This is a genomic window from Paraburkholderia fungorum (genome assembly GCF_046026025.1).
GTDB classification, from domain to species: Bacteria; Pseudomonadota; Gammaproteobacteria; order Burkholderiales; family Burkholderiaceae; genus Paraburkholderia; species Paraburkholderia fungorum_E.
The window spans coordinates 1-18,688 of sequence record NZ_JAQQFL010000013.1; the positions used below are offsets into that span (position 1 = coordinate 1).

The 18,688-nt window shown below is 61.2% G+C and carries 15 protein-coding genes; 7 read left to right on the forward strand and 8 right to left on the reverse strand.

Annotation, left to right across the window (positions count from 1 at the left end; translation table 11 throughout):
- Nucleotides 1-229: 229 nt before the first annotated feature.
- The 4 genes from PQR67_RS16010 to PQR67_RS16025 all read right to left on the reverse strand — a co-directional run bounded on the left by PQR67_RS16010 (nt 230) and on the right by PQR67_RS16025 (nt 9,328).
- On the reverse strand, nt 230-3,532 hold the full coding sequence (locus PQR67_RS16010; RefSeq protein WP_408460852.1) for an efflux RND transporter permease subunit: 3,303 nt from the start codon (nt 3,530-3,532) through the stop codon (nt 230-232).
- 3 nt (nt 3,533-3,535) lie between these two features.
- Complete coding sequence (locus tag PQR67_RS16015; RefSeq protein ID WP_408460854.1) at nt 3,536-6,658, reverse strand: MdtB/MuxB family multidrug efflux RND transporter permease subunit; 3,123 nt, start codon at nt 6,656-6,658, stop codon at nt 3,536-3,538.
- A gap of 18 nt (nt 6,659-6,676) precedes the next feature.
- Nucleotides 6,677-8,083 (reverse strand): MdtA/MuxA family multidrug efflux RND transporter periplasmic adaptor subunit, encoded by a 1,407-nt coding sequence (locus PQR67_RS16020; protein WP_408460857.1) that lies wholly within the window; start codon nt 8,081-8,083, stop codon nt 6,677-6,679.
- Nucleotides 8,084-8,491: 408 nt separating this feature from the next.
- A complete protein-coding gene (locus PQR67_RS16025) occupies nt 8,492-9,328 on the reverse strand; it encodes an IclR family transcriptional regulator (protein ID WP_408460859.1) in 837 nt (278 codons plus the stop codon).
- A 628-nt stretch (nt 9,329-9,956) separates the two neighbouring features.
- On the opposite strand from PQR67_RS16025, the gene PQR67_RS16030 reads away from it, so the two are divergent.
- The 5 genes from PQR67_RS16030 (at nt 9,957) to PQR67_RS16050 (ending at nt 13,076) form a co-directional block, all read left to right on the forward strand.
- Entirely contained in the window at nt 9,957-10,229 is a 273-nt protein-coding gene (locus PQR67_RS16030) for a hypothetical protein (RefSeq protein WP_062091079.1), read from the forward strand.
- A 293-nt stretch (nt 10,230-10,522) separates the two neighbouring features.
- On the forward strand, nt 10,523-11,248 hold the full coding sequence (locus PQR67_RS16035) for a haloacid dehalogenase type II (RefSeq protein WP_408460861.1): 726 nt from the start codon (nt 10,523-10,525) through the stop codon (nt 11,246-11,248).
- A gap of 114 nt (nt 11,249-11,362) precedes the next feature.
- Nucleotides 11,363-12,085 (forward strand): haloacid dehalogenase type II, encoded by a 723-nt coding sequence (locus PQR67_RS16040; RefSeq protein ID WP_408461271.1) that lies wholly within the window; start codon nt 11,363-11,365, stop codon nt 12,083-12,085.
- A gap of 50 nt (nt 12,086-12,135) precedes the next feature.
- Nucleotides 12,136-12,627: an Lrp/AsnC family transcriptional regulator gene (locus tag PQR67_RS16045; protein WP_408460864.1), complete on the forward strand. Its 492-nt coding sequence runs from the start codon at nt 12,136-12,138 to the stop codon at nt 12,625-12,627.
- Nucleotides 12,628-12,740: 113 nt separating this feature from the next.
- Entirely contained in the window at nt 12,741-13,076 is a 336-nt protein-coding gene (locus tag PQR67_RS16050) for a hypothetical protein (protein WP_408460866.1), read from the forward strand.
- Here the strand turns inward: PQR67_RS16050 and PQR67_RS16055 are convergent.
- Entirely contained in the window at nt 13,030-13,965 is a 936-nt protein-coding gene (locus tag PQR67_RS16055) for an alpha/beta fold hydrolase (protein ID WP_408460868.1), read from the reverse strand. The two genes, PQR67_RS16050 and PQR67_RS16055, sit on opposite strands and share 47 nt — an antisense overlap.
- Before the next feature lie 84 nt (nt 13,966-14,049).
- The gene (locus tag PQR67_RS16060; RefSeq protein WP_408460870.1) at nt 14,050-14,439 is read right to left on the reverse strand and encodes a response regulator; all 390 of its coding nucleotides are present in this window, start codon (nt 14,437-14,439) and stop codon (nt 14,050-14,052) included.
- Between the two features lie 408 nt (nt 14,440-14,847).
- Between PQR67_RS16060 and PQR67_RS16065 the strand changes: the two genes are divergently transcribed.
- On the forward strand, nt 14,848-15,207 hold the full coding sequence (locus PQR67_RS16065; RefSeq protein ID WP_408460873.1) for a superinfection immunity protein: 360 nt from the start codon (nt 14,848-14,850) through the stop codon (nt 15,205-15,207).
- A gap of 143 nt (nt 15,208-15,350) precedes the next feature.
- Nucleotides 15,351-15,527: a DUF2934 domain-containing protein gene (locus PQR67_RS16070; RefSeq protein WP_408460875.1), complete on the forward strand. Its 177-nt coding sequence runs from the start codon at nt 15,351-15,353 to the stop codon at nt 15,525-15,527.
- 24 nt (nt 15,528-15,551) lie between these two features.
- On the opposite strand, the gene fusA is transcribed toward PQR67_RS16070, so the two are convergent.
- Both fusA and argC read right to left on the reverse strand, forming a co-directional pair.
- Nucleotides 15,552-17,603, reverse strand: a complete 2,052-nt coding sequence (gene fusA, locus PQR67_RS16075; RefSeq protein WP_408460878.1) for an elongation factor G — start codon at nt 17,601-17,603, stop codon at nt 15,552-15,554.
- 77 nt (nt 17,604-17,680) lie between these two features.
- Nucleotides 17,681-18,610, reverse strand: a complete 930-nt coding sequence (gene argC, locus PQR67_RS16080) for an N-acetyl-gamma-glutamyl-phosphate reductase (protein WP_408460881.1) — start codon at nt 18,608-18,610, stop codon at nt 17,681-17,683.
- Nucleotides 18,611-18,688: the final 78 nt, after the last annotated feature.

An 18,688-nucleotide genomic window follows, 5' to 3' on the forward strand; every position in this document is an offset into this window, starting at 1 on the left:
TGAAAACAAGGAAAGGCCAACGCCGCAGGCACACAGACGAAACAGACCACTAACAAAGCAAGGAAAGGCCAAAGAAGCCATAACAAGGAAAGGCCAACGCCGCAGGCACACAGACAAAGCAAACCACTAACAAAACAAGGAAAGGCCAAAGAAGCCATAACAAGGAAAGGCCAACGCCGCAGGCAAACAAACAAATCGCCGACCAGGCAAAAAAAACCCAAACCCCTCATTAACCCGCCGCCATCCCACCCCGGCGAGCCTTCCTCGCCTCCCACCGTACCCGAATCCGATCCATATAGAGATACACCACCGGCGTGGTATAGAGCGTCAACATCTGACTAACAATCAACCCACCCACAATAGCAATCCCCAACGGCGCCCGCAGCTCCGCCCCCTCTCCACTTCCAAAAGCCAGCGGCAAAGCCCCAAGAAGAGCCGCGCAAGTCGTCATCATGATCGGCCGGAACCGCAGCATGCAAGCCTGATAAATCGCATCCCGCGACGACAATCCCTGCCGGGAGGCCTCAATCGCAAAGTCCACCATCATGATGGCGTTCTTCTTCACAATGCCGATCAGCAAGATCACCCCGATCAGCGCGATGATGCTGAACTCGGTCCTGAACAGCAGCAAAGCCAGCAACGCCCCCACGCCCGCGGAGGGCAGCGTGGACAGAATCGTCAGCGGATGGATATAACTCTCATACAGCATCCCGAGCACGATATACACCGCCGCCAACGCGGCAAGAATCAGAATCGGCTGGTCGGACATCGACTGCTGGAATGCCTGGGCCGTGCCCTGAAAACTGCCGTGTATGGTGCCCGGCATGCCGATCTGCGCCATCGTGTCGTAGATCGCCTGCGTCGCTGTCGATAAAGACACGCCCGGCGGCAGATTGAACGAAATCGTCGAGGCCACGAACTGGCTCTGGTGATTCACCGACAACGGCGTATTCCCCGGGCCAAAGCTCGCGATCGCCGACAACGGCACCATCGTCTCCTTCGCAGTCGATACCGCCGCGCCCGACGAAGCACTCGACTTGCCGCTCGCCGCAATCGAATTGATCGCCTGGTTGCGCGCGGAATCAGCAGCGATGCTCGCCGCGCTCGATGCAGTCGTGCCCGCCGTGCCACCGGTCGTTGCGCTCGAAGCGGTCTGCGCAGTCACCGTGCCGGCCGGCGCGTTGGTGGTCTGCGCACCGCTCGCGCTGCCGCCCGAGGTGCTGATGTAAATCTGATTCAGCATGTCCGGGCTCTGCCAGTACTTGGGCGCCACTTCCATCACCACGTGGTACTGGTTCAGCGGGTTGTAGATCGTCGACACCTGGCGCTGGCCGAACGCGTCGTACAAGGTGTTGTCGATCTGCGCGGGCTTGATGCCGAGGCGCGAGGCGGTGGCGCGGTCGATCGTCACCATCGCCTCGAGGCCGCCTTGCTGCTGGTCGGAATTCACGTCCGCGAGTTCGGGGCGTGCCTGCAGCGCCTCCGTGAGTAGCGGTCCCCACTTGTACAGATCAGGCGTCGAGTCGGCCAGCAGCGTGAACTGATACTGAGCGTTCGATTGCCGGCCGCCGACGCGAATGTCCTGCACCGCCTGCAGGAAAGTCCGCGCGCCGGCGACGTCGCCGAGCGGCGCGCGCAGTTGCTGGATCACCTCGTCGGCGGATAGCTTGCGTTCGCTCTTCGGCTTGAGCGACACGAACATGAAGCCGGAGTTGGTCTGCCGGCCGCCGGTGAAGCCAGCCACGCTGTCCACCGCGGGATTCTTGCCGACGATCTCCATCATCTCCGAAAACTTGCCCTTCATCGCCTGGAACGACGTGCTCTGGTCGGCCTGGATGCCGCCGATCAGACGGCCCGTGTCCTGCTGCGGAAAGAAGCCCTTCGGCACGATGATGTACAGCCAGATGTTCAGGCCGATGGTCGCGACCAGCACCGTCACGATCAGGCGCGGATGCAGCAGCGCCCAGCCGAGCGTGCGCTCGTAGCCGCGATGCATCGCGCTGAAGCCGCGTTCGAGCCAGCGCCCGAAACGGCCTTCTTCCTGCTTCTCGTGCGGCTCGCGCAGCAGGCGCGAACACATCATCGGCGTCAAGGTGAGCGAGACGATCAGCGACACGCCGATCGCCAGCGACAGCGTCAGCGCGAATTCACGGAACAGCCGCCCGACAATGCCGCCCATCAGCAGGATCGGCAGGAATACGGCGACCAGCGAGATACTGATCGACAGCACCGTGAAGCCGACTTCGCGCGCGCCGAGGAATGCAGCCTTCATGCGCGGCACGCCGTTTTCTATATGCCGTGAGATGTTCTCCAGCACCACGATGGCGTCGTCGACCACGAAGCCGGTCGCGATCGTCAAGGCCATCAGCGACAGGTTGTCGATCGAAAAGCCCAGCATATACATCGCGCCGAACGTGCCGATGATCGAGATCGGCACGGCCACGCTCGGAATCAGCGTGGCGCGCCAGTTGCGCAGGAACAGGAATACCACCATCACGACCAGCGCCACCGCGATCAGCAGCGTGCGTTCGGTGTCTTTCAGCGACGCGCGGATCGTTGTGGAGCGGTCGGCGGCGGGCGCGATGTCGACGTCGGCGGGCAGCGACGCATGCAACTGCGGCAGCATGCCCATCACGCGGTCGATGGTGTCGATGATGTTCGCGCCGGGCTGGCGGTACAGAATCACCAGCACCGAACGCTTGCCGTTGAAGAGACCCAGGTTGCGCAGATCCTCGACCGAATCGTCCACCTCGGCCACATCGGACAACTTCACCGCCGCGCCATTGCGGTACGCGATGACCAGATCCTTATACTGCGACGCCTTGCTCGCCTGGTCGTTGGTGTAGATCTGTACGCGGTTCGGACCGAACTCGATCGAGCCTTTCGGGCTGTTCGCGTTGGCCGCGGCGAGCGCCGCGCGCACGTCTTCGAGGCCGATACCGTAGTGGGACAGGGCATTCGGCTCCAGCTCGACACGCACCGCCGGATTGGCCGAGCCGCTCACATCCACTTCGCCGACGCCGTCCACCTGCGACAGCGACTGCTGCAACACGGTGGCCGCCGAGTCGTACAACTGGCCGGCGGTCAGCGTCTTCGACGTGAGCGCCAGAATCAGGATCGGCGCGTCGGCCGGATTCACCTTGTGATACGTCGGATTGCTGCGCAGGCTCGCCGGCAAATCGGCGCGCGCGGCGTTGATGGCCGCCTGCACGTCGCGCGCGGCGCCGTCGATGTCGCGATTCAGGCCGAACTGCAACGTAATGCGGGTCGAGCCGACCGAACTCTGCGAGGTCATTTCGGTGACGTCGGCAATCGAGCCGAGATGCCGTTCAAGCGGGCTGGCGACACTGGTCGCCACCGTATCCGGGCTCGCGCCCGGCAAGGTGGCCTGCACCGAAATAGTCGGGAAGTCGACCTGCGGCAGCGGCGCCACCGGCAGCTTGGTGAACGCAAAAATCCCCGCCATGGCGATGCCGAGCGCCAACAGCGTGGTGGCGACCGGACGGGAGATAAACGGACGCGACAGGTTCATCGCTCAGGTCCCTGCATCGGTGGCGGGCGGCACCGGGTTGCCGCGATTGAAGCGCTCACGCACACGGCGCGCGAGCGCGTCGAAGCCGAGATAAATCACCGGCGTGGTAAACAGCGTGAGCAACTGGCTGACGATCAAACCGCCGGCAATCGCGATCCCGAGCGGGCGGCGCAACTCCGAGCCCGCGCCGGTGCCGAGCATCAGCGGCAAGGCGCCAAGCAGGGCGGCGAGCGTGGTCATCAGGATCGGCCGGAAGCGCAGCAGACAGGCCTGATAGATGGCTTCGCGCGGCGACTTGCCTTCTTCGCGCTCGGCGTAGAGCGCGAAGTCGATCATCATGATGGCGTTCTTCTTCACGATACCGATCAGCAGCACGATCCCGATGATGCCGATGATGTCCAGATCGTGCCCGGTGATCAGCAGCGCGAGCAGCGCGCCCACGCCCGCCGAGGGCAGCGTCGATAGAATCGTGATCGGGTGAATGAAGCTTTCGTACAGCACGCCGAGCACGATATACATCGTGACGATCGCCGCGAGGATCAGGAACAGCTCATTCGACAACGACGCCTGAAACGCCAGCGCCGCGCCCTGGAAGCGCGTCTGGAACGAGGGGGGCAAGCCGATATCCTTCTCTGCCTGAGCGATTGCCTTCACCGCCGCCCCGAGCGACGAACCCGGCGCGAGGTTGAACGATACGGTCGTGGCCGGGAACTGGCTCAGGTGCGTAACCAGCAGCGGCGCGGGCTTCTCGATGAACTTCGCAATCGACGACAGCGGCACCTGGCCGCCCGTCGAGGTGGACGAGGGCAGGTAGATCGAATTCAGCGATTCCGTGTAGTGCTGCATTGACGGCTGCGCTTCCAGAATCACGCGGTACTGGTTCGATTGCGTGAAGATGGTCGAGATGATGCGCTGGCCGAAGGCGTCGTACAACGCGCTGTCCACGGTAGCGGGCGTGATGCCGTAACGCGACGCGGTGGCGCGGTCGATTTCGATGTAGACCGACTGGCCGTTGTCCTGCAAGTCGGTCGCCACGTCCGCCAGTTCGGGCGACTGCTTCAGCCGGTCGATCAGCTTCGGCACCCACGTGGTGAATTCGCCGATGTTCGGGTCGGTCAGCATGAACTGGTACTGCGTTGGGCTGACGGTGGAATCGATCGTCAGATCCTGCACCGGCTGCATATACAGCGCGGCGCCCGGAATGTGCGCGACGTCCTGCTGCAACTGGCGGATCACGTCGCTCGCGGTATGGCTGCGGTCGTCGCGCGGCTTCAGGTTGATCAGCATGCGGCCGCTGTTCAACGTGATGTTGCTGCCGTCCACGCCGATGAACGAGGTGAGGCTTTCCACGTCCGGGTTCTTCAGGATCTGCGCGGCGAGCGCCTGCTGACGCTCGGCCATCGACGCATACGATACCGATTGCGGGGCCTGCGTGATCGCCTGGATCACGCCGGTGTCCTGGACCGGGAAGAAGCCCTTTGGAATGAACACGTACAGCACGCCGGTCAGCACCAGCGTGAGCAGCGCGACAAACAGGGTGGAGCGCTGCCGGTTGAGCACCCAGGTCAGCGCGACCGCGTAGCGCGCGATCACCCAGTCGATAAACTGGTGGGCCTTGGCTTCGAAACGGTGGCTTTCGGGCGGCGGCGTGTGGCGCAGGAGCTTCGCGCACATCATCGGCACGAGGGTGAGCGAGACGACGGCCGAAATCACGATCGTCACGGCCAGCGTGATCGCGAATTCGTGGAACAGGCGCCCGACCACATCGCCCATGAAGAGCAGTGGAATCAGCACGGCGATCAGCGAAACCGTCAGCGAAATGATCGTGAAGCCGATCTGTTTCGAACCCTTCAGTGCGGCCTCCAGCGGAGACTCGCCTTCTTCGACGTAGCGCGCGATGTTCTCGATCATCACGATCGCGTCGTCCACCACGAAGCCGGTCGCGATGGTCAACGCCATCAGCGACAGGTTATCCAGCGAGAAACCGCACAGGTACATCACCGCGAGCGTGCCGATCAGCGAGAGCGGCACCGACAGACTCGGAATGATGGTGGCGTAAATGTTGGCGAGGAACAGGTACATCACCAGCACCACCAGCACCACCGACATCAGCAATTCGAACTGCACGTCGCGCACGGACGCGCGGATCGTGGTGGTCCGGTCGGTGACGATTTCGACTTCGAGCGCGGCGGGCAGCGACTGTTGCAGTTGCGGCAGCAGCGCCTTGATGCTGTCGACCACCTGGATCACGTTCGCGCCCGGCTGGCGCTGCACATTCAGGATGATCGCCGGGGTGTTGTCGACCCATGCGCCGAGCTTGGTGTTCTCCGCGCCCTGCACGATGGTGGCGACGTCCGTCAGCATGACCGGGCGGCCGCCCTTGTAGGCGACCACGGCGCTCTTGTAGGCGTCGGCGTCGGTCAGTTGATCGTTCGCGTTGATCGTGTAGTTGCGCGTCGGGCCGTCGAAGTTACCCTTCGGCGTGTTGACGTTCAGGTTCGAAATCGTGGTGCGCAGATCGTCCAGATTCAGGCCGTAGGCGGCAAGCGCGCGCGGGTTCGCCTGAATCCGCACGGCCGGGCGTTGACCGCCTGACAGGCTCACGAGACCCACGCCCGCCACCTGCGAGATCTTCTGCGCGAGACGCGTGTCGGCCAGATCCTGGACCTGGGTGAGCGGCATCGTCTTCGAGGTGATCGCGAGCGTGATGATCGGCGCGTCGGCGGGATTGACCTTCGCGTAGATCGGCGGCGCGGGCAGGTCGGACGGCAGCAGGTTGCCCGCGGCGTTGATCGCCGCCTGGACTTCCTGCTCGGCGATATCGAGCGGCAGATCGAGGCTGAACTGCAGCGTGATGATCGACGAGCCGGCCGAGCTTTGCGACGACATCTGATTCAACGACGGCATCTGCCCGAACTGGCGTTCGAGCGGCGCGGTGACCGACGAGGTCATCACGTCCGGGCTCGCGCCCGGATAGAAGGTCTGCACCTGGATCGTCGGATAGTCGACCTCGGGCAGCGCGGAGAGCGGCAAGAAGCGCAGCGCGACGAGACCGACCAGCATGATTGCCGCCATCAGCAGGGCGGTGCCGACGGGGCGCAGAATAAAGGCGCGGGATGGATTCATGCAGTAGTCGCCGTGCCTTTATTGCGAAGCTTGCGCCGCGTGTCTGCCATGGTGCCCGCGTGCGCCGGAGGCCCCCGATGCGGCCGCTGCGCCACTTGCTCCGCGGGCGCCCGAAGCGCCGCGCGGCCGATCGGCCGGAATCGTGATCGTCGCGCCTTCCTTGAGCCGGTCCGAACCGTCGATCACGACGCGCTCGCCGACCTCGAGGCCAGATTTGATGCTGGTGCGTTCGCCGTCTACCGGACCCACCTTGACGGCCCGCACCGTGACCGTGTTGTCCGGCTTCACGACGTACACGAACGGGCCCATCGAGCCGTTCAGCACGGCCGGCGTCGGCACGATCACCGCGTCCTTGATCTTATCCACGAGCAGGCGGGTATTCACGAACTGATTCGGGAACAGCAGGTTCTTGTCGTTCTGGAAGACCGCGCGCAGCTTGACCGTGCCGGTGGTGGTGTCGATCTGGTTGTCCAGGGTTTCGAGCGAACCGCCTTCGAGCGACGTGGTGTTGCTGCGGTCGTACGCGGTGACCGAGAGCTTCGCGCCGGTTTGGGTCTGCTGGAGGATCTGCTGCAGGTTGTCTTCGGAGGTCGTGAAGATCACGCTGATCGGCTGCAACTGCGTAATCACGACGATGCCGCTGGTCAGGCCCGGCGTCACGTAGTTGCCCGGATCGACCTGGCGCAACCCGACGCGCCCCGATACCGGCGCGGTGATGCGCGCGTAGACGAGGTCGAGCTTATAGGTATCGATGTTCGCCTGGTCGGACTTCACCGTGCCTTCATACTGCCGCACGAGCGAGGCCTGCGTATCGACCTGCTGGCTGGCGATCGAGTCTTGCGCGAGCAGGGTCTGATAGCGCTTCAGGTCGAGGCGGGCGGTTTGCAGCAGCGCCTGGTCGCGCGCGAGCGTGCCTTGCGCGTTTTCCAGCGAGATCTGATAGGGGCGCGGGTCGATCTGGGCGAGCACGTCGCCTTTTTTGACCATCTGGCCTTCCTTGAAAAACACGTCCTGCAGCACGCCGCTCAACTGCGGCAGCACGGTGACGTTGGCGAGCGGCGTGACCGTGCCGAGCGCGGTCAGTACGACCGGCATCTCACCCTGTTTGGCCGTCGCGACGTGAACAGGCTGCGGCATACTGGCGAAGCTGCCGGGACCACCGCGACCCGCCCGGGCGCCACTTGCACCGCCCGCCGCGTTCGCGCCGCCGGGCGCGCCCCACGGATGCCAGCGCCACAACACCACCCCGAGGATAACCAGCGCCGTCACGATCAGAGCGATATTGCGGCCGCGATGACTTCTGGCGGGCGCCGGCTTGGGGCCGGGGCCGCCAGCAGGCTTGCCGGGGGAGGACGGTTGAGAGCCGGGTTGAGGAGCCGGAGCGGTTGGGCGTGTGGTTTCCGAAAGCTTTTGTTGTTCGTCCATCGGTTCGGTCAGGTGACTGGCTTTGATGTGAGCCGCTCGTGCGATCGCGCCGCTACGACAGTTCGGCGGGCCGGCACGCAGGCGGCATGACAGGCGGTTTCGACAGCGGACGCGCCGCAAATGTTCAGCGCGATGCTACCCGAGGCGCGGGACAAAGATGTTAACGCAATGCAGCAATGCAGCAGTGTGGCAGTGCGACAGTGCGCCATCATGACAGGCCGGCAGGCCGTTATCGAACGGGCGATAGCGGCAAGCCTGGCGCGCGGCCCGCGACGGGAATGTGTGATCCTACGTTGCGGGTGCTGTAACAGTCCACCCGTGTATTTTTCTGTTGATTACGAAAGTTACAGTACGCGCGGGGATCGGTTGCACATGCCGTGGCCGCGGCCCCGTGAGCGCCCGCGTCTCTTAATTATCCAGGCGGCGCCCAGGCGTGCCGCCGATCTCGAGAACGATATTGCTGATGCACTCGAGCAGCGCCGGTGCCGCGTGCGAGATCAGCCAGTCGCGCGGGCACTGATCCGCTGAGCCGCCGCAATTGACGGCATAGCGTTCGCCCGAGGGGCCGATGAATCCTAAGGCGATGGCGTTCAGGCCGTCGTACCATTCGCCCGTGGCGATCGCGAAGCCTTGCTCCGCGGTTTCCCGCAGCGCGCTTGTCAGGCGGCCGCTGATGTGGGCCCAATCGTCACCCTCTGCGGCCTGCAAGCCGATCAATAATTTTTCCCGTTCCGGTTCGGCGAGCGCCGACAAATAGGCACGGCCAACCGCGGTGCGGGTCAGGCTCATGCGCGAGCCGATTTCGAGCCGCGATACCAGCACCGCCGAACGTGGCCGGATCGCGTCGATCACCACCATGTCGAGGCGGTCGCGTACCGCCAGATGAACAGACAACGCGGTGCGTTCGGCGAGTTCGATGAGGAAGGGGCGCGCACGGGCCCGGATGTCGAAGTTGCGCAGAAAACCGTTGCTCAACTCGAGGACCGCCGAGGTCAGCACAAATCGCTCGCTGTCAGGCAGGCGGAACAGAAAACCCGCGCTGACGAGCGTGGCGGTAATTCGCGAGACGGTGGGTTTCGGAATGCCCGTCAGTTCCGCCAACTCGCGGTTGCTGAGCGGCGCGTCGGCCGCGGCGACCGAGCGTAGCACGGTCAGGCCGCGTGCCAGCGCCGTGACTTCGTCCCCCGAGCCGTCTTTGTCTTTGGCTGGGACTCCGGCAGTTCGTGAGGGCGTGGGTCGGTTCATGTCATTTTTGTGGAACTATATTTCAGTTTACTGTTCGCTTGCCTGTCGGTAAGCGTTGCGCGCGGGCTTGGTAAAAGCCCCAAAATGGGGCATGTTCGCCCATTTTTCATCTGAAGATTCATTGTATCGGAATATTTTGCCGTAACGAATGAAAGCTCTTTAGATTTTGCTTGACTTAGTCAGCATAACCATAAAAAATGGAATCTCATTTCGAAAGACGGTTTCAGGTTCTGTATTTTGAAATTCTGAACCAGCCGTGGCTCGCGGAATGTCTGGTCGAGTGCCTTGAATAGTCCCCGGTAACAGTCCACGCAGTTGTCTGTCTCGAGCTTCGAGTCCAGCGTCCAAAATCGCGCGCCCGCCTAACTTTCGAATACCGTCTCTCAGGTTCTAGCACGGCCCTCGGAATGGCTAGAACTTTTCAAGGCGTCACGGAAACGTGACGCCTTTTTTTTATTTGTATGGCGGCGGACAGCAAAGTCTGCAGGTTTCGTATTTTTGCTGCTGTGCCGCAGCAATTCGGGGGCATCGGCCATCAGCCTCGAGGTCGGTGTGCGCTTGCAGCGCCAGGTCGCGGAACGCGTCATGTGCGCTAGACTGGCTTGAGCAACCGGAAGGAGAGACCTGGATGATACGCAAGACGCTCAATGCTTCGCAGTTACAGCAGGAGGTCAACCGGCGAATCCATCGACTGCAGGAAATCGTCGAGGATGGCGTGAAGATTCGTGTGCCGCGGCCGCAGTTGCAAGAGGCTGACAAGACAGGCTGCAACTGGAACATGACTCACTTCGGCAACGCGGTCGGTTTCGAGCGAGACATCGAGGGCGTGCTTAAGGCCGTGCGTGCGGAGTACAACCTCAATACCGAAGTGAAAGACACCGGCAACCCGTTTGGCGACTAACCGCGATATCAATTAGGATAATTGAATTATGAGCTCAGGACGAGCCGCAGTTGGACGTGATATCGGCGGGGAGCGGAAGGGACGTCATCTGGTTGTCCTGCGTGGCACCCGGATTGTGTGCAACCTGCGCAAAGAGGCGCCGGAGCATAACCGTTCCAGGTTGAGCAGCAGAACCTGCTGCTCAATCGGATCGCGACAGTGAAAACTGCCGCTCGGCCACTGGATTAAAGTTCTGGCTGCTGCACGTGCGCAATACACTGATGTCTCCATCTGGACATCTGTGAGGAGCGACCGTGGAACTGACCGATTTCGACACACTGACTTTCGACTGCTATGGCACCCTGATTGACTGGGAGAGCGGTATCTTCGAAGGGCTGAAGCACCTGCTCGAGCGCGCGAAGAAGCCGCTCACACGGGACCAGGTTCTGGGAGCCCACGCCCGTCACGAGTCGTCGCAACAGAAGTACACGCCGGCCAGGCGCTATCAGGAGCTGTTGCCTATCGTCTACAAGCGACTGGCCGAAGAGTGGGGCCTGCCGTTCACGCACGAGGAATGTGTGGCTTACGGTCGCTCGGTGCAGAACTGGCCGGCATTCGCGGATTCGGCAGAAGCGCTGCAGTACCTGAAAAAGCACTACAAGCTGGTCATCCTGTCGAACATCGACAATGACAGCTTCACCTACAGCAACGCCAGGCTGAACGTTGCGTTCGACGCTATTTTCACGGCTGAAGACGTCGGCTCCTACAAGCCGTCGCCGCGCAACTTTGAGTACATGCTTGAGAAGTTAGGTGAGCGTGGCATTAAGAAGGAAAAGATTCTGCACACAGCTGAAAGCCTTTTCCACGATCACAAGCCCGCGAACGAATTCGGTTTGGCGTCGTGCTGGATTTATCGCCGTTACTCGCAACCCGGCTTCGGCGCGACGATGAACCCGGGCTCGCAGCCGAATATCGACTTCCGCTTCAACAGCATGGCGGACCTCGTGAAGGCACACCAGGAAGCACTGGCGAAGCAATAAGCCAATGTTGGCTGGTTAGCATCGTCGACGCGGCCGTGCCGACGTTCACGGTGCGCACGAGACCGTTGCTGCAGGAAGGGATTGAGTTCAAGAGACTGGAACATAGGGGGCGCTGTGGCGTTGACGGATTTCAAGGCACTCACATTTGACTGCTACGGGACGCTGATCGACTGGGAGTCAGGTATCGCATCGGGTCTGTCGGAGTTGGCTTCCCGGCACACCGAACCTCTCACGCGTGATGAAATCCTTGAAGCACATGCACGCCACGAGTCGTATCAGCAGATGCGTACGCCAGCCATGCCCTATGACAGGCTGCTTCAGGTGGTCTTCAAGCGGCTTGCCGAGGAGTGGGGTGTACGTTACCGCTGGGACGAAGCGGTTGCCTACGGTGCATCGATAGGCGATTGGCCGGCGTTTCCAGACTCGGCCAGCACGCTCCAGTATCTGAAGAAGTATTTCAAGCTGATAGTCGTATCCAATGTGGACAACCGCAGCTTCAGGACGACGAACGAGAAGCTTGCTGTCGACTTCGACGCAGTCGTGACGGCTGAAGATGTCGGTTCATACAAACCGTCGCGAAGCGTCTTCGAATACCTGTTCTCAACGCTATCGTCGATGGGCATTGAGAAGAGCGATACACTGCACGTCGCGGATAGCGTCTACCACGACCATGAGCCTGCGAGCGCATTGCAACTTCGTTCGTGCTGGATTCAGCGCCGCTACGAACAGCGTGGGTTCGGCGCAAACGTGAAGTATCTGGTCGAACCATCCGTTGACTACAGGTTCACGAGCATGGCTCAACTCGTCAAGGCGCACCACGAGGACCTGGCTCGCTGACAGGAAGGCCGCCTTCGATTGACACACCAGCCAATTCGAACAAGCACGATATGCGACAAAAGCTTGACCGGACCGACATCAAAATCCTTGCCGAACTGCAGAAGAACGGCAACATAACGAACACCAACCTCGCCAGCGCCGTTGGGTTGTCCGCCAGTCCTTGTCTGCAACGCGTGAAGCGCCTCGAAGCAGCGGGAATCATCTCGGGCTACGGCGCGCATTTGAATTTGACGAAGCTGACCAGCACGGTGACCGTGTTCACCGAAATCATGCTGCATGACCACCGGCGCGAAGACTTCACGCGCTTCGAAGCAAATCTGCGGGACTTCGATGAGATTACGGAGTGCCACCTGGTCAGCGGCGGGTACGACTACTTGCTGAAGTCCATTGTCAAGAACATTGGGCACTACCAGGAAGTCATTGAAAAGCTGGTTGACCGCAATATCGGAATCGAGAAGTATTTCAGTTATATCGTGATCCGGTCGCCCTTCGTCAAGCAGACCATGCCGCTCGACAAGCTGCTGTCTGAAGACGAGGCTTAGTGGAGTATGTGTGGTTTGGTTTGCTATGTGCACGTACCGTCCCGGTTCCTGACACATTTGCTATGTCATGATGGCAAGTGTGAATACACAGAAGACGGCCGCAGGAGGTCAAAGTGACAGATGACAATGGGTTAGCGGGTGATCCTGCGCACAAACCGGAATCGCTGGGAACGCTCGCCGGGTATTTGGAGCGGGCACTCGATAGCGCAACGAGCATCGTGATGATGCGGCATACGGACGGCGCCTGTACGGTGTATTTGGGCGATCCCTCCGGTCTGCCTGAAGACCTGAAGCAGATAGGCACGATTGCAACCTCGCTCGCGAACGACATGCTTGAGTCGACCTCTTCGGGTGCCAATCAGCTGCAGATCGGCGGCCAGGTCTATCGTTTTGTCCGCAGCTTCACACAGGTCGGCGACGCTGCGGCGATCGTCTTTTCAGCGGAGTAGGTAGCGGCCTGTCGCTGCCGGGCCGGACCTCTATACGCGAGTGAGCGACGGCGGCGGGTCGCTCGCGCGCTGTTCTGTTGTCGCCTTGTGAGGCACCTGAATGCCAGTTGCTGTCTGGCCCATCAAGAAATCGTAGGGCTGTTGAGGTGAATGGAACCGACGGGTCGTAAATAGGAACGTGGTCACCGCCAGGAATAATCCATAGCGCGGCATCCGGTATGGAGCGGTAGATGCTTACCGGAATTTCAATGGGGAAAAAGCGGTCGCGATCACCGTGCACAATAAGCGTACGAGCTGCGATGGTTGATAAACTTTGCGCAGTGAAATTCATATCGTCGTAGTTGTCGCCCAAGGCGTTGAACTGCGAAATGAGTTCCCGAATTTGCGCGTCACCGCGTTTTGCACACTCTCGATACATCGCTTGCACCTCTTGCGGCATGGCGACAAACGAAGCCCGGCGCAAGATGACCCTTGCTTGATCCGGAAAATGGGAAGTCGCGCTAATTAATACCATCGAGTCGATGCGCTCGGGTTGGCTCGTTGCCATGTGCAGTAGCGTCATGCCACCAGAACTCATACCCATAGCCGAGAAGCGACCGACCCCCAACTTATCAAGCAGGAGAAACACGTCATTGGCCGCTTCCCGATGTGTGAACCTGTTCTCGGGATTGCTGGAATAACCATGGCCGCGCAGATCCACGACGATCAGTCGATGGCGCTCTGAGAGTTCGGCGGTAAATTGATACCAGTTCTGTGCACTACCGCCAAACCCATGCAGGAGCACCAGGGGCTTTCCGACTCCATACTCCTCGTAGTACGTCTCAATGTGGTCGAGTTGAACGGTGTGCCCGCGAGCGCCCGTTCGTTCGGAAGCGTATGTCGTTGTCATGGGACTGTCTTTGACTGTGGGACAAGGTAAATTGAATCTCACGGGCGGGGCGGCTGCCGGCTGGGTGCCAGGACTGCCTCTTAACTAAGTCGATCCGCCGCGCTGCATTTGCCGATGCTTGACGTTATCCGCCAGCAGCCGGCGCATGGTGGTCAGTAACATTGCCCCATCGACGGGCTTGCGAAGGAACCCATCGTAACTGACGAAGGCCGGTGGGCTTGGTTCTCCGGAAACCAGTATGAAAGCCACATCCGCCAGACCGGGGAGGGTGCGCAACCGGTGACAAAGTTCGCTCCCCGACATCACCGGCATGCGCCAGTCGGCGACCACGATATCAACGGGGCTTTCGATGAACATGGCCAATGCCGATTCGCCGTCGCTCGCACTTTTGACTTCAAATCCGTCTGCGATGCAGTTCGCCTCCCATGCTGCAAGGGTTGCCGCGTCGTCATCCACCAACAGCACGCTTGCCATACCTGAATGTCCGAGTCACCGATTGTTCTTTGGCAGCTTGATGGCAGATAAAGTTTCACGCGGTCTCGCTCGCCAGGCGATGTATTCGTTGCGTATCCGAAGTGCATATAAATCGCGCCCGATGTTTAACGGATTGGATTACGCGTGATCGGACACGCCAAAAATCCGGCCCGCAGGCCGCAGTCCACCGAGTGAGTTCAAGCGCATGCGATTTCCGCGCGCCGCTTCGAGCACGGAACACAGAAGACCGATATCGACAAACCGTCATCAAGGACGCAAGCGGTTCCGAACGAGCCCGCCCGCATTGTTCGATCTGTAGCAATAGTGAATTCGCGCTATCGGCATGGAAAAAAGATAGGTGCGGCCTAAACTGACATCTTGTGACAGAGGCCGTAGCGAGGTGTGGACATGTTGAAGATTATCGAGGGTGCAGTGTTCCTGGGTGCGCTGATGCTTTATCTGGTGCCCGCCATGATTGCAGACGCAAGAGAACGCGAAGACGCCTTTGCCGTGACCATGGTGAACATCCTGCTCGGATGGACGGTTATTGGTTGGTTCGCAGCGCTGGTATGGGCGCGGCATCCGGTCAGCGACCGCCGTATGAAGCAGTTCGCAAGACGGGCGCAACGCGCGGTCGCGCGAGTCACGATCGATGCAATCGTTGCTCGTGCCGAAAATCGTGATGGTTCAGTTTCTGTGTTCAACCCGCGCCTGGTGCCAATGGTCGCGCGAATTGCTGCGAGCAGTCGTCACCAACCAAGACGTTAGCCGTTTTCGCGGAGCGCGCATGAACGGGTTGTTTGCGATTCGAAAGGCGGCCATGGTGCTGTGCGTCTCGTTCGAACCGACGACTCAGTTGACGATAGCGGCCCCGCGCTAACCCACTGAAAGCAAATTTCTGGAGATTGAAAATGAATATGCCTGTTACCGAGGAGCAAGTTCGTACGCTCGCGTTCTATCTTTGGGAGAACGAAGGAAGTCCCGAGGGCCGTTCCCAGGACTATTGGGAAAAGGCGCGGCAGCAGCTAGGCATGGAGGACTCGCCGGCTGAATTGGATGCAGAGGCTGATCTGCAGACGGCAGGCTAGCCATACCCATATCCGGCGTGTCATTCAAGGCGCCGCGGTGTCACCCTGTTTCTTGTACTGCGACGCCAGCCGTTCCTGTTGAGCGGGGGACACCGGATCGTAGTGGCTGAGCTGGATGTTGTAGTGACCGTGCCCCCCGGCGATGGCATTCAGCCGCGACTGATAGTCGTTGAGTTCGGACAACGGCACTTGCCCGGCAACCACCACCGCATTGCCGGCAGCCGTGCGTGTGCCATGCACCTGCCCGCGCTTGGCGGACAGGTCGCCGATGATGTCACCCATCGCCGCTTCCGGTGTCATCACCTCGATGTCCACGATGGGTTCGAGCAGCACTGGCCGGGCTTTCAGCACCGCATCGATGAAGGCCTTGCGTCCTGCCGAGACGAATGCGACCTCTTTGGAGTCGACGGGGTGGCTCTTGCCGTCGAAGACGGTGACGCGCACATCCTGCATCGGGAAGCCGGCGAGCGGGCCGCTGTCGATCACCTGCAGGACGCCTTTCTCCACCGCGGGCATGAACTGGCCGGGGATGGCGCCGCCCTTGACGGCGTCGACGAACTCGAAACCCGCGCCGCGCGGCAGCGGCTCCACGCGCAGCATCACTTCGCCGAATTGCCCGGCGCCGCCGGTTTGCTTCTTGTGGCGACAATGCCCCTCGGCTCTCGCGCCGATGGTTTCCCGATAGGCGATCTTCGGCGGCCGCGTCAGGACCTCGAGCTTGTACTGTTCGGATAGCCGCTCCAGCATCACGCGCAGATGCAACTCGCCCAGACCTCTCACCACGGTCTCGTTGGTGCTGACCGGGTGCTCGATGATCAGGCAAGGGTCTTCCGCACTCAGCTTTTGCAGGACTTCCCAGAGGCGCTGCTCGTTGCCACGGCGCGCAGGTTCGATTGCCAGCCCGTAGATGGGCATGGGGAAATCGAGTGGGGTCAGGTGGATGTTGCCGTCCTCAGGCGCGTCGTGCAGCACGGCATCGAAGCCGATCTCGTCGACCTTGGCCGTCGCGCAGATATCGCCAGGACCGGCCTGCGGGACGTCCAGGTGTTCCTTGCCCTGCAACATCATGAGATGGGTGACCCTGAACGGCTGGCGTGCGTCACCGATATAGAGCTGGCTGTCTCGTCTGATCGTGCCCTGATGAATACGAAACACGGCCATTTTGCCGATATAAGGGTCCACGACGATCTTGAAGACATGGGCCAAGACATGCTTGTCGGCGGCCGGTTCGGCGCGCACGGCTTGCTGGCGGCCGCCGGTGTCGCGGCAGAAGAGCGGCGGGTTGCCTTCCATCGGATTGGGCAGCAGCCGGACGAATACGTCGAGCAATTCGGCAATCCCGGCGCCGTTGGCCGCCGACGTAAAACACACCGGCACCAGATGGCCTTCGCGCAGCGCGCGTTCGAAGGGTTCGTGCAACTGCTCCGGCGTGATGGCCTCGCCTTGCTCCAGATAAAGCTCCATCAAGTCCGGGTCGATCTCGACCACCTGATCGACCAGCGCATTGTGCGCAGCCGCAACGGACAGGAAATCGGCTTCGCCGGCCGGGTTGAAAAAGCAATCCACTACCTGGTGGCCGCGCTGCGCAGGCAAGTTGATGGGCAGGCATTCCTTGCCGAAAGCCTCCTGGATTTGCGTGAGGAGTCCGGGAAGATCGACCTTTTCGCCATCGATGCCGTTTACGACGATCATTCTGCAGAGCTTGCGTTCCTCCGCCCACGCCATCATGCGCCGGGCGGTCATTTCGATGCCGGTCTGTGCATTGATGACAATGGCGGCGGTCTCCACAGCGGGTAGGGCACTGATCGACAGCCCGGAAAAATCCGGATAACCCGGTGTATCCAGCAGATAAATACGGGTATCCAGGTAGTGCAGATGGGCGAGGGCGGAACTCAGCGAGTGGCGATACTTGCGCTCGAGCGGGTCGAAATCGCAAACCGTGGTGCCGCGCTCCACGCTGCCGGGCGCGTGGAGCGCGCCGCCCCGGTGCAGCAGCGCTTCGACTAGCGAGGTCTTGCCGCATCCAGCATGCCCGACCAGGGCAATGGTGCGGATGGCGTCGGGGCTGTAGCGCATGGCTGCCCTCGTCCGGTAGTGGATGTGGGGCCATTATTGGCGAAAACCGGGCCGTGTGCCATACGGGGTGATCGCTCCTATTGCCGCGTGAGCATCAGGTTCAGGTTCTGAACCGCTGCGCCGGATGCGCCTTTGCCGAGATTGTCGAAAACGGCGGATAGCAGCACATGCCCGTGTTCCACGTTGGGAAATACGCTCAAACGCATGTCGTTCGTCCCGTTCAGCACTTGTGGATCCAGGTGCTTCAAGGCGCACGACTCCTGCAGCGGCAAGACCTGCACGTGGGCCGCCTCGGCATAGTGGCGCGCGAGGCATGCGTGTAACGCGGCGCCATCCACGTCGGGCGGCAGTAGCCGCAACGCCAGGGGCACGGTCAGCACGATGCCCTGGCGGAACGCACCATACGCAGGGACGAAGATGGGGCGTTGCGCGAGCCCGGCGTGCCGCTGGATCTCCGGGGTGTGCTTATGCGCGAGTTCCAGACCATAGACCTGATAGGCCGGTGCGCTGACGGCGCCCTGCCGCTCATGCTCCTCCACGCCGGCACGTCCGCGTCCCGAGTAGCCGGACACCGCGTGAATGCTGACCGGATAGCTGTCGGGTAGGAGCCCGGCCTGTAGCAGGGGGCGCAGCAGGCCAATCGCACCGGTCGGATAGCAGCCGGGATTGGTGACCCGGCGTGCGTTCGCGATACGTTCGGCCTGTCCCGGAGCCATCTCCGGAAAACCGTAGGTCCAGTCTGGCTGCGTGCGGTGGGCGGAACTTGCGTCGATTACCCTGACTGCGGGATTGACGATGGCATCCATCGCCTCGCGCGCGGCGTTGTCGGGTAGGCAGAGGATGGCGATGTCGCAGGCATTGATGGCCTCGGCGCGACGCTTCGGATCCTTGCGTTGCGCAGCGGGAAGCGTGAATAGTTTCAGGTCGCTTCGATCGCGAAGCCGTTCATGGATTTGCAACCCCGTGGTGCCTTGGTCGCCGTCGATGAAAACAACGGGAGAGCTCATGCGCGAAATACTCCGGTGATTGGGTCATGACAAGTAGCGTGAGCCCCTATCTTCCGCGTACCGCTAGAATAGAGAAAG